Raw genomic sequence first — 14,239 nt, 5'->3', positions numbered from 1 at the left:
CCCTTCAGTGGGAAGAGCCGGACAGGATCGGATTTCCGCTGCGGGCCGCATCGGCGATCTTGTCCTCGTCGGTCACCGATGACAGGCGCTTCAACCGGCGGCCCAGACGGGCGCTGACGTCGTCCATCACCGTGAACATCACCGGCACGAAGACGAGGCTCAGCATCGTCGATGTGATCAGTCCACCGATGACGGCGATCGCCATCGGGGCGCGGAAGGCCGCATCGGCACCCACGCCGATCGCCGCCGGAACCATGCCGGCAACCATGGCGATCGTCGTCATGATGATCGGCCGCGCGCGGGTCCTGCCCGCCGTCAGCAATGCCGTTCGCCGGTCCGCCCCTTCGTTGCGGCAGACGATCGCGTGGTCGACCAGCAGGATCGAGTTCTTGCAGACGATGCCCATCAGCATCAGGATGCCGATCGTCGAGGACAGATCCAGTGCTGCACCGAAGAGAATGAGCGCCAGCGCGGCACCGCCGATCGACAAGGGCAGGGCAATCAGGATGGTCACCGGCTGCAGAAAGTCCTTGAACAAGAGGACAAGCACCGCCGCGACCATCAGGATACCGGCCAGCAAGGCGAGTGCGAAGTTGCGGAACATTTCCGACATGTATTCGGCTTCGCCGTAATTCGCCTGCGAAACGCCTGATGGCATCTTGGTCATCGCCGGCAAGGCAGAGACCGCCTCGAATGCCGTGCCGAGCGTGATGCCGTTCAGATTGGCCTCGACCGCCATCAGGCGCTTGCGGTTGAGGCGCTCGACGCTGCCCTCCTCCGCGCCGAAGGAAATATCAGTCACGGATGTCAGCGGCACCAGCTTGCCGGAATTGGTCCCGACTCGCAGGTTTCGCAAGGTGTCGAAATCCGCCCGTGCCGTCTCGTCGAGCATCACCCGGATCGGCACCTGCCGGTTGCCCAGATTGAACCGTGCGGAATTGCTCTCGCTGTCGCCCATGGTGGCAATACGCGCCACCGTGCCGATCGAGGTCACTGAGACGCCAAGCCGGGCAGCTTCGTCGAGGCGAGGCTTGACCAGGAGTTCGGGTGATAGCAACGGCTCGGTCGACTGGACATTGACGAGGCCTGGCGTCGCCCGCATCTCGCTTTCGAGCTGACGTACAGCCTGGCTCAACGCACCAGCGTCATCGCTGGTCAGGTAGATCGACAGATCCTTGGCGCCCTGGTCGGATGCGAAGGTCGCCTGAATATCCGGCGTCTCGACAAGCAGCGGCCGCAAGGAAAGCTCGAACGCCTTGCGCCCGAGTTCGCGCTCCTTGCGTGGGCGAAGCTTGATCAGCAGATCGACCTTGTTGAGATCGTCGGCGGTCGCAAACACGCTGTCGACCTCCGGTCGTTCCTTGATCTTGCGCGTCAGTTCGTCCGCGACACGCGCAGTTTCCTCAAGCCGTGTGCCCGGCGGCAGGGTGACCTTCAAGGTCGAGAGGTTGCTGTCGCTCGTCGGCAGGAAGCCAGTCGGCAACATGGTCAGGAGCCCGATCGACCCGATGAAAATCACGGCAACGATGGAAAGTGCCGTCTTGCGATGATCGAGCGTCCAGCCGAGAACCCGGACATAGGCATCGCCGATGCGGGAACGCTTGACCTCATGGCCATGCCCTGGCTTCGGGCGAAGCAGATAGGCAGCCATCAGCGGCGTCAGCAGGCGGGCGACCAGGAGCGAGAACAGAACGGCGATGGCGACCGTCAGGCCGAATTGTTTGAAGTATTGCCCGACGGCGCCGCCGATGAAGCTGACGGGCGCAAACACCGCAACGATCGTCAGCGTCGTCGCAACGATCGCAAGCCCGATCGCGTCGGCAGCATCGATCGCGGCAAGGAACGGCCGTTTGCCCATATCCACATGCCGCTCGATGTTCTCGATTTCGACGATGGCATCATCGACAAGAATACCGATGACCAGCGTAAGCGCCAGCAGGCTGATACTGTTGAGGGTAAAGCCGAGCAGATCCATGGCCATAAAAGTTGGCAGGATCGATAGCGGCATGGCGAGCGCCGAGATCAATGTCGCCCGCCAATTGCGCAGGAACGCGAAGACGACGATGATCGTGAGTCCCGCCCCTTCGAGCAGCGCCGTCACTGCCGCGTCGTAGCTTGCCTTGGTATATTCGACCAGCGAGATCTGTTCCTTGATCTCAACACCCGGCGTGTGCGCCTGGATTTCAGCCAGCCGCGCGGCAACGCGATCGGCAACCACCGTATCGCTCGCGCCCTTGCTGCGCGATACCGAGAAGCTGACGACCGGCTCACCGTCGAGCCGGGCAAAATTGCGTGGTTCCGACGAGGTATCCTCGATCGTCGCCACATCCGAAAGCTGAACCCAACGACCGCCGGAAATCGGTATCGACAGACGCGAAAGCTCCTCGACGGACGTGGCGCTGCCGACAGTGCGGATCGACTGCTCGCGTCCACCGATCTCGCCGCGCCCGCTCGGGACATTGGTGTTGAGTTCGCGCATCGCCGTGTTGACCTGGTCGGCCGTCACGCCGAGCGCCAGCAGCCGTGCCGGATCGAGCGAGACGCGAACTTCACGGTTGACGCCGCCGAGACGCTGAACCTTCTGGACGCCCGGAAGCGTCAGAAGCTCGCTGTTCAGGGTGTCGTCGACAAACCACGACAGCTCGACCGCAGACATGTTGGGCGCGCGCACGGTGTAGTAGATGATGGCGCTGCCGTCGACATCGACGCGCGACACCACCGGCTCCAGGATCGACTGCGGCAGATCGGAGCGGATCTGGGCAACCGCTTCGCGCACGTCGTTTGCGGCGCGATCCGGGTCGGTCCCGATCTTGAACTCGACCGTGGTGGTCGAGACACCGTTGGTAACCGTCGAGCGAATGTGATTGACGCCGACGAGGCCCGCGGCAACGCCCTCGACGCGCCGCGTGACCTGCGTTTCCATTTCGGCAGGCTGGGCACTTGGCTGTGTGACCGCCACCGTGACAACGGGAAACGACACGCTCGGGTTGGCGTTGACGGGCAGACGCAGGAACGAGGCGACGCCGACAAGGGTCAAGACGACGAACAGGACGAGCGTCGGAACGGGCTTTCGGATCGCCCAGGCGGATATGTTGCTGGTCATTTCTGCGCGCCTGTCTGGGTGGGATCAATGTCCTTGGTGGCGACAGCCTCGCCTTCGCGAAGAGAAACCCCGGCCTTGGCGACAACGCGCTCGCCGGCGTCCAGACCCGATACGATCTCCACCTTGCCGTTCTGGCGCATTCCGGCCTGGACCGTCTTGCGCTTCACCTTGCCGTCCTCGACGATGAACACCGAAGGCATGCCGTCCGGTGTGCCGTAGAGCAGCGCCGAATCGTCGACCATGATGGCTGGACGTTCGGCCACGACGATTTCCGCACGCCCGAACGTTCCGGCATAGGGTGGCTTGTCGGTCTTCAGTGTTATCTTGGCCGTGCCGAGCCGTGTCTCGCTATCGATCTTCGGATTGATCATCCGCACATGGCCGCCGATCGCGTCCGTGCGGCCGGAAAGCTTGACCTTTACCTTCTGGCCGACGGCAAGCAACGGCAGCTCGCTTTCCGGTATTTCGGCAGCAAGCTCGATCTCGCCGTCGCGGATCAGCCGCATCAGCGGCTCCGTTCCGGCGAGCGCACCAGCGCGGGCAAGCCGCTCGGAAACGATACCGGCGGCCGGTGCAACGATCACGGCCCGCTCGAGCTTGCGACGTGCCTCCGCCAGGAGCGCCTGGGCCTGAGCGTCATCAGCGCGCGCGACCTTCACCGCCTCCCGGGCAATCGCCACGGCCGAGACCCGCTCTTCGAGGAATGTTTCCGCCTTCAGATGGCGCAGCTGGCGGGCGCGCTCGAGCTTCTTTTCCTCCTGCCGCACGGTCTCCTCCTGCTGGGCAACCGCCGCACTGGCGCGCGCCACCCGACCCTCCGCCTCACGCAGCAGGTTTTCCAGCATCTCCGTTTCGAGCCGGGCGAGAACCTGACCGGCAGCCACCCGATCGCCGACCTCGACCTCGACTTTGGCGATCCGCTGCTCGGTCAATGTCGTGCCGACAGCGATTTCTTCGCGGGCGACGAAGATGCCGGCAAAGGAGCGCAGCCACGTCTGCGGCTGCCTGTCGGCCACAAGCGTCGAAACGGTGCGGCTTGCGGCCGGAACATCGGCGCTGACCGATGCGGCCGCCTCGTTGGCGCGAACCTGACCCGCAGTGGCAGCAAGCGAGAGGACGACGACGGTGGCTGCATTCAGAACTGGGGAACGTCTCATTCTGGTTGGCTTTCGCTGGCGGAGCCGGACGTCACAACCACTTTGGCAGCAAGAGCAACGTCGACGGTCCCTGATTATGGCGCTCAGAGGAAAATTATTTATTCGATTAGTCAATCTAATAATTTCACCCAATGAACGCGTCAATAGTAAGGCGATCTCATACAATCATTGCGGGAGCATGGCGTCAGTCAGCGACAAGGCACTTCTCTTGACATCGTATGCGCCCGCACCGCATACCAGATCGATTAGTCAATCAAAGAAAATGGACCGTTGGGGAGGAGCACGATGCGCAAGATCGACCCGGAGAAACATGCCGCAAGGCGGCAAGTCATCCTCGATGCTGCCATCGTCTGTTTCGCCCGCAAGGGGTTTCATGGCACTTCGACTGCGGAAATCTGCGCCGAGGCGGGCATGAGCCCGGGCAATCTTTTTCATTACTTTCCGACCAAGCACGCCATCATCGCCGCGATCGTGGAGGTTGAACGTCAAGAAACGGCGGAGTTTTTCCGCGAGCTCCATGAAGCGAGCGATCTTTTTGCAGCACTTCTGGGTTTCATGGACATTGTGCTCGGATTAGCGGCTGATCCCGTCTATTCCAGCCTAGCGCTGGAAATCGCCGCCGAGGCCATGCGCGACGAACGGATCGGCGAACTGGTTGCCGCCAACGACGCGGATCTGCGCGCCGCCCTTTCCGCCCTGCTTGAAGCCGCATCCGCGCGCGGACAGATCGACGCCGCGATCGCTCCAGAAGCGGGTGCTCGATGGATCGCAGCGATCATCGACGGCATTTTCGGCCGGATCGCTGTCGACCCCGGTTTCAAGCCGGCCGAGGAAGGCCCGATGCTGCACCTGTTGCTGACGCGCTTTCTCAACCCGACCGGGGACGCCGGAGGCACTTCAAGCCGCCCCGCGAAAGTAGAATAGCGTCCTGTTTTCTGAAGCATTTCCTGACGGAAAACAGCATCGCTCATCGGGCGAAAATGCTCGAAGCGGTCCATTGCGGCACGATGGTTGGTAACGCGCATAGTGGTCGTTTTCCGGCTCTATCCTTGCTCGCCACGCACCGAGGACAGTCTCTCCGCCGAACCGAGGCGATTTCCAAGCCCGCGATCATCACCCGCACCGCGTCCATGCCGCGGGCGCGTGACCAGTCCGAACCGGCCGTTGGCCCCGGCGCATGCGGATGAACACGCCAGGACCATCATTTCTTAGACTAGGCTGAGCACGTCTCCGACCGGGCGCCGAGGCTTTGCCGGCCAGTTGCCTTCAGCCGCCTGGCCAACGGCCAGCAGCATCACGGGGATCTCCCGCGACCCGAGAGAAAATTCCCGCGCGACCCCGTCCGCGTCGAAGCCCCCCATCGGGCAGGAGGCAAGGCCAAAAGCCTGCGCCGCAAACATCAGCGTCGCACCGGCGAATGTGGCGGTGCGGAAAGCTTCGTCCCGCTGGCGACCAGGATGCTGTCCATAGGCCTGCCTGACGGCCTCCTCCCATCCGGCCACCATCCTCTCCGGCATGAACCCGGCTTCCACGGCAGGGCGCAATCGCTCGGCCACATCGGCGTGGTCGGGCAGCGCCCCGGCGATGATGAATGTCACCGCCGCGTCGGTAATCTTCGGCTGATCGCTGGCGACCGCGCGCAGCCGCGCCTTGGCTTGCGACGTGTGAACAGCGATGAAGCGCCAGTTCTGCAAATTGTAGGCGGTCGGCGCATGGGTCGCCAGGCGGACCAGTTCCTGGATCTGTTCGACTGGAACGACTTTCGATGGGTCGAATGCATTCGTCGAAACACGGCTTTCGATCAGGTCGAGGAAGTGCATGGTCATGGCTTGATCTCCTTTTGTCGCCAGCGAAGGCAGATGACGTTGACGTCCACCATCTGCTCCGGATCAGGCATCGGCCTCACCGCCGAATGCCGTGAGATCAAGCTATCCCCTTCACTTGAAGACGATAATATGCAATATCGGCAGCATATTATTCACCAATAGTGAACAATGATGGATCGATTGACTGCACTCAACGTGTTCCGCCACGTCGCTGAACTGCAAAGTTTTGCCGAAGCTGGCCGACGCCTCGGCCTGTCGCCGGCGGCGATCAGCAAGAACATCGCCGAGCTCGAACGGCACCTCTCCTGCCGCCTGATCCATCGCACGACGCGGCGAATGGCGCTGACGGAGGAAGGGCGGCTCTACTATCGCCAGGTAGCACAGGTGCTTGACGATCTCGATGAGGCGGACCGGTCGCTGTTTCCGATGCAGGCAACGCCGAGCGGCGTTTTGCGGGTCAGCGCCCCGACCACGGTGACGCTAAAATTGCTGTCGCCGGCCATCCCGCGCTTTCTCGCGCAGTATCCGCAGCTGACGCTTGAGCTCGACCTTGACGATCGCCGCGTGGACCTTGTCAAGGAAGGCTACGATCTCGCCATCCGTGGATCCGACAGGCTCGAGGATTCAAGCCTGATCGCACGCAAGCTCACCAGTCTCGAGCATGTACTCTGTGGTTCGCCCGCTTATTTTCAAGGAGCCGGCATACCCACGCGTCCAGCCGACCTGGCGCGTCACAACTGCATCCAGTTCAGCCTGTCGAGCCATTCCGATTTCTGGGAGTTTTCGCGCGGTTCGGAGCGGATCGGCGTTTCGATCGATGGTCGTTACAAGGTCGGCTCGAGCCTCGCGGTGCGCGATGCGTTGCTTGCAGGCTTCGGCCTGAGCGTCATCCCACGGGTCTATGTCGAGGACGACTTGTTGTCCGGCGCGCTTGTCCCCGTCCTGACCGAATGGTCATTGCCGTTGACGGAAGTGTATGCGGTTTACGGTTCGCGTGTTCACCTTGCTTTGAAGGTGCGTGTTTTTCTGGACTTTGTTTCGCGCGCGCTTGGTGGTCAGTGACCCGGGTGGGTTCAGACGCCAAAGAGCCGGCCGACGTTTTGGTCTGGTGGGTTTTTTGTTGATTTCGTCGCGGGGGCCTAAAATCGCTGAGGCTTGCAAAACCGACAAGATTTTTTGGGGAGCTTTGAGGCGAAGAGCGTTTTGGGAACTGCTCACCAACTCTCACTTTGGGATGGAGCATGTCTCCGGCATGTTCGGGGAATAGTTCGCACGATAGCTGTTGAGGCACCCTCCTCATCCGGATGCGGCGGCGGCCGCGATCGCCTCGTTGTGTTTGGCCAGGGCCTGCTGCGCCGCTGCGGCGACATCCGTTCCCCTGTCGCCCGCGACCTGGACTGTCGGGAACGCCGGTTTGATGCCGTTCTCGTGAAAGGCCTTGTTGATCATCATCAGCGCGCGGCGCTTGAGCATGAACTGCTCTCCCGGAACGGTCGTAAACTTCATTCGCAGGATCAGGCCTGAATCACCGAGGCTGTCGATGCCCTGCATTTTGAGTGGCTCGATGGTGATTGCGGCGAATTCCGGATCGACGAGCAGTTCCTGTCCGATCTTCTTGATGATCTTGCGCGCCTTGTCCACGTCGGTGTCAAAGCCGACGGTGACGGTGAGCTTCTCGATGACCCAGTCGCGGCTGAGATTCTGGACAGCACCAAGCTCGCTGAATGGAACGATGTAGATCGCACCCCGATGATGACGCAGCTTCACCGACCTCAGGCTGAACGATTCGACAGTCCCCTTGTAGCTGCCGCTTTGGATGTACTCACCGACCCGGAACGCGTCATCGAGCAGATAAAACATGCCGCTGATAATGTCCTTCACCACGGTCTGCGCGCCGAAACCGATGGCCACGCCGACGACCCCCGCACCTGCGATCAATGGCGCGATCTCGACGCCGAGCGATGACAGGGCCATCATGATGGCGACCGCCACGAATAGGATCATGAGGACGTTCTTGAGGATCGGCAGAAGCGTCCTGATCCGGGCGCGCCTGCGCTCGCGTTCACTGCCGACTTCGTGGGCCGATTCTGTCTCACCGAGCTTCCGGTCGATCAGCACCTTGACAATGTTCCAGACAAGGTCAATTGCGAGCAGGATAATGCCGGCGCTCAGCGCTCCGCGCATCAGCCTCAACGCTGCCGAGTCCTGTGCGGTGATCCCTGTCAACTCGATGTCCAGGACATCCGCCAACAGGACGATCGCCCCGACGATGAGCACTGCGCGAACGCCACGTTCGACCATTACCGAGATTACGCCCGGTCTGTTTTGACCTTCCGCATCGGCAAGACCGCCCTGCAGGAGATTGTCGACGGAAGCGCGCACGAGGGCGATCGCGCCTGGAAGTGCGGCGGCAACGACTGCGATCCAGAATGGCTTCATGGCACCCGCCACCCAGAGAAGCCAGAGCGTGACTAAATAGACAGTCCAGAACCAGTTGCGGGCGCGAACGCCGATCCAGCCGAAGCGACCCGGCTGCGTCGAGGAGAGATGCACCGTTGGGCGGTTCCACACGGCCTCGATGCCGAGGAAGAGAAGGACGATCCCCAGCGTATATGCCGCCACTTGCCGCGGCGGGTCAGCAAATCCAAGCGTGGCCAGAAGGTGAACAGTGACGGAGCCAAAAGCATACCAACCCACCATGTAGCCCAGCCGTTTCGTCCAATGCGTCGCCGCCTGATCGGAAACCGGCACGACGCGGAACCGTTCCGCATTTGCGAAACCACCGGATCCGGGCGGCGCAAGGAGAAAGTCGAACGCGACGCGCGCGAGCCGGAAGATCACCACTGCGAACAGGTAGCCGACAACGATTTCGCGGACCAGCGGCAACCAGTCGAAGGCAAGAAAGAAACCAAGGCTCCCCAGCGCAAACGCCACCACATAGCAGGTGCCCCACAGAAGTCTTGCCGAAATCGCCATGAGCTTGTCGCGCACGGTCAGGAACCGCAGCGAAGCGATCCAAGCACGCCAGCCCCGGCTAAGCCACCAGAAGCACCATTGCGCCGCCAATCCCGCGGCGACAAAGGCAAGCACCAGAAAGATGGGACGTGCGCTGTGACTGGCATCGACCTCGCCCTCGAGGACGGCTGCCGCGCGTGCGGCCTCAGAGGGAAACGCGCGCAAGCCTTCGAGAAGTCGGGTTGCGCGTGCGCGAAAGATCGTAACAAAGCCAGCATAGGAAACAGGTTCATTTGCAACGGCCGCAGGCGCCGCTGCGTCCGTCGTCGTTTTCGCGCTCAGCAACCAGGATCGCACCTGTGGATCATCCACGAGGTCAAGGAAGCGCTGAATTTTCTCAGCCTGCTCCGGATCTGGAGCCGGTCCCTGTGCGAAGCCTGGCGATGAGAACATGGCCAATGCAACAATCAATACAAACCCGACAAGCGCGTTGCGGACGAACGTGGACATTCGGCTGATAGGCAACGTTTCCATCTTCATTTCTCGATTCGCAGACATTGCTGATAAATTCCGCAGGCTATGGCAGCTGGCGGGGCGCACTGGCTGCGTCGTCAACACCACGGCAGGCCTGTCGCGCCGGAGGCCTTGCAGGCCTGATGCGTCAAGCTCGCTGACGCTGTCGCGCATATACGCTTGACACGGCGACAGGAGCAGTCCGACCGCGTTTGCTGCCACGCCCCTGGTGGTCACCCCGGGGATATGGCGACGACCGACAAAGATAACCTCAGCCCCACTCACGCAACGTCACAGTATAGCACGGCACAGAGTATCGGCGGCGGGTCGTACAAAGCCCCGAGCGATGGGACACGTCCAGGCTTCGCGAAGCGGGCCTGCCGATATCGCGACTGGAGAACACTCAGTCGGCGAAGAATTCCTGCCGCGTTAGCCTTCGTATGGCCAATTAGGCCCACAAGCGAACTCGACCATGAGACGATCGACGCTGGTACACATGCAGCCCCGTGCAAGCTCCAAAAGGAAACCCGATGGCGCGCTTTCATCATCGCCCGTCGGAAACTCGCCCTGCTGTCGCCAAGCGGCATCGAATATCCAGGCTTTGTCACGTCTGGTTCGGGCTAGTGCCCGCCGAGAACCAGCGTCTGCACCGGCAGCATCACCGCCTGCATGCGCAGGATCATCGCATGCACCAGGCCGACCGCATCGACCACATGCAGGTAGAACCAGCGCAGCGAGCTGATATCAGGCGATTCCAGCTCGTCATGGCTGTTGGTGTAGGCGTTGGCGATGCAGCTGCTGCCCGGCGGAATGCCCTCGAGGCCACCGGCAAAGAGCGGTTCCAGGAAAACGGTCAGCGTTCCAGGTCTTGCCAGTTGCGTGATATCGACCAGCTGGTCACTCGCCCTCAGCTGCCCGCCGGCAATCACGTCCTGTATCTCGGTCACCACCATCGGAATGATGGTGAAGGGTTTGCCGACGCAGGTGGCCTCGGCAATCATGCCCACCTTCAGTACCTGCGCCTCGATCTGGCCGAAACCGGCGATCAGCGCCACCTTGCCGGCCTCGCTCGGCACCAGAATGCCGGCCGGGCGCAGCATCGGATTGACCACTTCGCCGACGCGCAGCGTAAACTGGTGCAGCGTGCCGGAGGTGCCGGCGCGCACGATGGTCTTGTCCAGGTCAGCCTGGGCTTGCTTCAGCGCAGCCTCGGCACTGGCCCTCTGCGATGGCAGCAGCGACGTGATCTTCGTCTCCAGAGTGCGCTTGTTGGCAATAGCCGCATCGACTGCGCCCTTGCGGCCGTCGGCGGCCACCTGCAGCCGCTCGATCTCGCGCGGAGCCACGACATTGGCATTGCGGCGCATCAGTTCTGTCTGGGTTTCAAGCTGATCCTGCGCCTGGCGAAACGCGCCTTCCGCCTGCTGGATCAGCCCGTCTGCGGCGGCAAGCTCCGTCTGCGCCACCGTCGTCTCGGCATCCACCTCGGCGATCTGACGGCGTGCCAGCTCGGCGGCGGCTTCCTGCTCCGTGCTGTCAAGCCGGAACAGCGGCGCGCCTGCCTTGACGTCCTGATTGAGGCTGACAAAAATCTCGGCAACGCGCCCGCCCGTCTCGGGCAGGATTGCAACCGTTCGGAAGGCAGACGTGACGGTCTTCGTCGACGGATGGAAATAGAACACCAGCGTGATCAATGTCAGCGTCAGCATCACGCAGGCGGTGATGCCGTAGCGAAGCTCGTACCAGACGGAATAGAGCGTGATCTCGCGGCCGAACCTCCGGCCCTGGACATAACGGCGATAGAGATAGTCGGGAAGGATGGTCAGCATCGAGCAGAGCAGGAATTCGAACATGGATCATGCCCTTCCGTCGGTCGAGGTCGAAACGACGTTGGTTTGGACAACGGGGGTCGCCGGCTCGGCAACAACCGAATGAGCAGGCATGGCATGCCCATGGGCGTCCAGTTCCGGCTCCGGCTCGCGGCCCGACATTTTCTCCAGCGACCGCGCGATCGACTTCAACGGCGACCAGAAGTCGGGCAGATCAACCAGTGCCAAAAGCAGACCCGCGATCCAGAAGAGATGGTTGTGGGTGAACAGCGCGATCAGCGCCAGCACCGCCACGACCTCGAACTTCGCCTTGCTCCCTCCATGGGCCATCTGCTCCGGCAGAGCGTGAAGGCGCAGGTAGAAGGTGCCGATCATGAAGATCGCCAGCAGCAAGAAAACCAGGACGACATTGAAGAGGATATCGCTCTGTCCGGGAGCGGTGATGAACATCGGCAGATGCTCTATCGCTTTCGGATGCATCAACTCCGCCATCTCCGTCTCCCCACGCAGATCAGATTATAAACACTATTTCAGACATTGAGCATACAATTGACGCTTGTAAAGCAAAGTCTTTACTTGCCATATCACCGATCACGTTTGGCACAACCTGCCGGATCCGGCCAAGGCCGTCGAAAGCGGCGTTCTCACCCCCCTCGACTTTACCGGCGTTCCGGTCCCGAATGGAAGTATGTAACTGTTACGTACTTGCTGCCGGTTCGCTCTTCTGTTCCAGTGTGATCGCAATGGAGTGGTGGTGCCACCGTGTGTTAAGCTTTCCGGGCAGGCAGGAGCGTCACAGACGGTCCCCAAGGATCGTCTCCGGCAGGGTATCGCCGTGCCGGTCGCGAGACTATCGTCGGTACATCCGGCTTTGGGATGACTTGTGCCTCTAAACTGTCCGAGGAAGCCTGTAACGAGCTGATACTTGGCTGCTTTGAGCCTGAAGATTTTAGATGGTGTGGAAGAAGACGCGTCTCGACGTTCAGCGTCGCATGATCGTCAAGGAACTTCGCCAAGACTGCCCGGCGTACGACCATTACGAACGTAAAAGCCGGAAGACGAGTTGGTCGATCCGCGGGTATACTACGGTATCTTACTCTGCCTTCACCGACGCCGAGCCTATCCTCTCAATGTTCAAACGCGCAAGGGAGTGACGAAATGAGCGAAGCAAAAGGGTCGAACCCCAATGCCCCCGTGCCAAGTGCATCAGATTTGCGGAAGCAGCTGTTGGAGAAGCAACTGGCCGAGATGGATCGTGAAGACGCGATCAGGGCGCGGCAGCGGGAGGAGTATGCCAAGGTCACCGATGAATTCTTCAAGTCGCATGTCAGCGAAGAAGAGCGGGCAATCATCCGAAAGGTCGTCATGAGGGCGGTCGCCGACGGAAAGATGGAGGCGCTCGTCTACAGTTTTTCGTCGGATTTCTGCACCGACAGCGGTCGCGCGATCAACAACAGCCAACCGGATTGGCCTGAGACGCTGCAAGGCAAGGCAAAGGAATTGTACGACGGCTTCAAACTGAACCTGCAGCCGCAGGGCTACCGCTTGAAGGCGATGGTCATCAGTTTCCCGGGCGGCGTGCCTGGCGACATCGGCTTCATCCTGAACTGGGAACAGCCTATCGCCTAGCACCAACCACAACAGTGCTCCCTCTCTAGCAGGCAACGTTTACCAGCAGCGCAATGCAGACGCAGATTTCCGATCAAGCACGATCAGCCGCGGGGGCGCGAGAATGGACGAAGACAGAACTCGCAATGACGAGCGCGTCGAGGAGACGAAAAGCACGCTCCCCGCGATCGAGACGCGGATCACGGATTTTGTCAGGCTGGGGATCGTCGGGCTTTTCGCCTATTGGTCGCTCACGCTCGTTGCGCCCTTTGCCATCATTGCAGTCTGGGCGAGCATTCTCACCGTCGCACTCTTTCCCGCCTATGCACGGCTTCGCGCCATGCTCGGCGGTCGTGGTCGGCTTGCCGCACTTCTCATTACCCTGATCAACCTGGCCATCATCATCGGTCCGCTTGCTGCCATCCTCTTCGGCTCGGCGGAGGCAGCGCAGGCGCTTTTCACAAAATTCGAGGCGGGCGGTATCGTTGTGCCATCGCCGGCCGAAAGCGTCCGCGACTGGCCGCTGATCGGCGAACGGGTTTATGCAAATTGGATGCTTGCCTCGAACAATCTCGACGCCCTGATCAAGCAACTCGAGCCGTCCCTTCTGCAAATGAGCGGGACTGCAGTCGGGCTTTTGGCGAGCATCGGCGCCGGCCTGTTGAGCTTTGTGGTGGCGGTGCTTGTTTCAGGCTTCCTGTTCCGGCCCGGCCCCCGTATCGCCGAGACGGTAAAGACGTTTGCCGAGCGCATTGCCGGCCAAAGGGGCCTCGGGTTCGTCAAGATGACGACCTCTACCATCAGAAACGTAGCAAGAGGGGTCATCGGGGTCGCACTCATCCAGGCATTCCTGTGCGCCATCGTGCTGCGTCTATTCGATATACCGATGACCGGCCTGATTGCCTTTGCCGTCCTCATCCTCTGCATCGTCCAAGTCGGCCCGGCGCCCGTGCTTCTGCCACTCATCATCTGGGGCTGGTTCAAGCTCGAAGTTGGCCCAGCGCTCATCTTCACACTTCTGCTCGTGCCTATCGCATTGATCGACAACATCATGAAGCCGATTCTGGTGGCTCGTGGCCTGTCCACTCCGATGCTGGTTATCCTTATCGGCGTGCTTGGAGGCACGCTGTCCTACGGGCTTATAGGCCTGTTCCTCGGACCGATCGTGCTCAGCGTCTTTTATGATCTGCTGCTGGTCTGGCTACGGGCCGGAGGCGAAGCGCAACAGCAGGAGCCCAAGGCATAACC

Annotated in this window: 10 protein-coding genes; 4 read left to right on the top strand and 6 right to left on the bottom strand. The window is 61.2% G+C overall.

Going from position 1 to position 14,239, the window contains the following annotated elements:
- Window positions 1–4: 4 nt before the first annotated feature.
- Both BLJAPNOD_RS05205 and BLJAPNOD_RS05200 read right to left on the bottom strand, forming a co-directional pair.
- Window positions 5–3,103, bottom strand: a complete 3,099-nt coding sequence (locus BLJAPNOD_RS05205) for an efflux RND transporter permease subunit (RefSeq protein WP_115419132.1) — start codon at window positions 3,101–3,103, stop codon at window positions 5–7.
- A complete protein-coding gene (locus tag BLJAPNOD_RS05200) occupies window positions 3,100–4,260 on the bottom strand; it encodes an efflux RND transporter periplasmic adaptor subunit (protein ID WP_115419131.1) in 1,161 nt (386 codons plus the stop codon). Before BLJAPNOD_RS05200 ends, BLJAPNOD_RS05205 begins: the two co-directional genes overlap by 4 nt.
- Window positions 4,261–4,545: 285 nt before the next feature.
- On the opposite strand from BLJAPNOD_RS05200, the gene BLJAPNOD_RS05195 reads away from it, so the two are divergent.
- Window positions 4,546–5,184, top strand: coding sequence for a TetR/AcrR family transcriptional regulator (locus tag BLJAPNOD_RS05195; protein ID WP_115419130.1), 639 nt, complete (start codon window positions 4,546–4,548; stop codon window positions 5,182–5,184).
- Between the two features lie 284 nt (window positions 5,185–5,468).
- Here BLJAPNOD_RS05195 and BLJAPNOD_RS05190 read toward each other — a convergent pair whose 3' ends face one another.
- The gene (locus BLJAPNOD_RS05190) at window positions 5,469–6,086 is read right to left on the bottom strand and encodes a nitroreductase family protein (protein ID WP_115419129.1); all 618 of its coding nucleotides are present in this window, start codon (window positions 6,084–6,086) and stop codon (window positions 5,469–5,471) included.
- A 171-nt stretch (window positions 6,087–6,257) separates the two neighbouring features.
- On the opposite strand from BLJAPNOD_RS05190, the gene BLJAPNOD_RS05185 reads away from it, so the two are divergent.
- A complete protein-coding gene (locus tag BLJAPNOD_RS05185) occupies window positions 6,258–7,148 on the top strand; it encodes a LysR family transcriptional regulator (RefSeq protein WP_115419128.1) in 891 nt (296 codons plus the stop codon).
- A gap of 234 nt (window positions 7,149–7,382) precedes the next feature.
- Here BLJAPNOD_RS05185 and BLJAPNOD_RS05180 read toward each other — a convergent pair whose 3' ends face one another.
- The 3 genes from BLJAPNOD_RS05180 to BLJAPNOD_RS05170 form a co-directional block, all read right to left on the bottom strand.
- Window positions 7,383–9,494 carry a mechanosensitive ion channel family protein gene (locus BLJAPNOD_RS05180; protein WP_244611001.1) on the bottom strand — a complete coding sequence of 704 codons (2,112 nt, stop codon included), beginning with the start codon at window positions 9,492–9,494 and terminating at the stop codon, window positions 7,383–7,385.
- Window positions 9,495–10,174: 680 nt separating this feature from the next.
- Window positions 10,175–11,407 (bottom strand): HlyD family secretion protein, encoded by a 1,233-nt coding sequence (locus BLJAPNOD_RS05175; protein WP_115419126.1) that lies wholly within the window; start codon window positions 11,405–11,407, stop codon window positions 10,175–10,177.
- Window positions 11,408–11,410: 3 nt separating this feature from the next.
- Window positions 11,411–11,875, bottom strand: coding sequence for a hypothetical protein (locus BLJAPNOD_RS05170; RefSeq protein ID WP_244610878.1), 465 nt, complete (start codon window positions 11,873–11,875; stop codon window positions 11,411–11,413).
- A gap of 666 nt (window positions 11,876–12,541) precedes the next feature.
- Here BLJAPNOD_RS05170 and BLJAPNOD_RS05160 point away from each other — a divergent pair.
- Window positions 12,542–13,012 (top strand): hypothetical protein, encoded by a 471-nt coding sequence (locus BLJAPNOD_RS05160; RefSeq protein WP_115419125.1) that lies wholly within the window; start codon window positions 12,542–12,544, stop codon window positions 13,010–13,012.
- A gap of 103 nt (window positions 13,013–13,115) precedes the next feature.
- Entirely contained in the window at window positions 13,116–14,237 is a 1,122-nt protein-coding gene (locus tag BLJAPNOD_RS05155; protein WP_115419124.1) for an AI-2E family transporter, read from the top strand.
- Window positions 14,238–14,239: the final 2 nt, after the last annotated feature.

It is taken from the genome of Ensifer sp. M14 (assembly GCF_003355565.1).
GTDB lineage: Bacteria > Pseudomonadota > Alphaproteobacteria > Rhizobiales > Rhizobiaceae > Ensifer.
The sequence above is the reverse complement of the archived record's forward strand: the minus strand, read 5'-3'. Positions and strand labels throughout refer to the sequence as shown.

What these genes read in the sequence shown, in the direction of transcription:
- BLJAPNOD_RS05205 (WP_115419132.1), bottom strand. Translation starts at nt 3,103, where the DNA reads ATGACCAGCAACATATCCGCCTGGGCGATCCGAAAGCCCGTTCCGACG.
- BLJAPNOD_RS05200 (WP_115419131.1), bottom strand. Translation starts at nt 4,260, where the DNA reads ATGAGACGTTCCCCAGTTCTGAATGCAGCCACCGTCGTCGTCCTCTCG.
- BLJAPNOD_RS05195 (WP_115419130.1), top strand. Translation starts at nt 4,546, where the DNA reads ATGCGCAAGATCGACCCGGAGAAACATGCCGCAAGGCGGCAAGTCATC.
- BLJAPNOD_RS05190 (WP_115419129.1), bottom strand. Translation starts at nt 6,086, where the DNA reads ATGACCATGCACTTCCTCGACCTGATCGAAAGCCGTGTTTCGACGAAT.
- BLJAPNOD_RS05185 (WP_115419128.1), top strand. Translation starts at nt 6,258, where the DNA reads ATGGATCGATTGACTGCACTCAACGTGTTCCGCCACGTCGCTGAACTG.
- BLJAPNOD_RS05180 (WP_244611001.1), bottom strand. Translation starts at nt 9,494, where the DNA reads ATGTTCTCATCGCCAGGCTTCGCACAGGGACCGGCTCCAGATCCGGAG.
- BLJAPNOD_RS05175 (WP_115419126.1), bottom strand. Translation starts at nt 11,407, where the DNA reads ATGTTCGAATTCCTGCTCTGCTCGATGCTGACCATCCTTCCCGACTAT.
- BLJAPNOD_RS05170 (WP_244610878.1), bottom strand. Translation starts at nt 11,875, where the DNA reads ATGGCGGAGTTGATGCATCCGAAAGCGATAGAGCATCTGCCGATGTTC.
- BLJAPNOD_RS05160 (WP_115419125.1), top strand. Translation starts at nt 12,542, where the DNA reads ATGAGCGAAGCAAAAGGGTCGAACCCCAATGCCCCCGTGCCAAGTGCA.
- BLJAPNOD_RS05155 (WP_115419124.1), top strand. Translation starts at nt 13,116, where the DNA reads ATGGACGAAGACAGAACTCGCAATGACGAGCGCGTCGAGGAGACGAAA.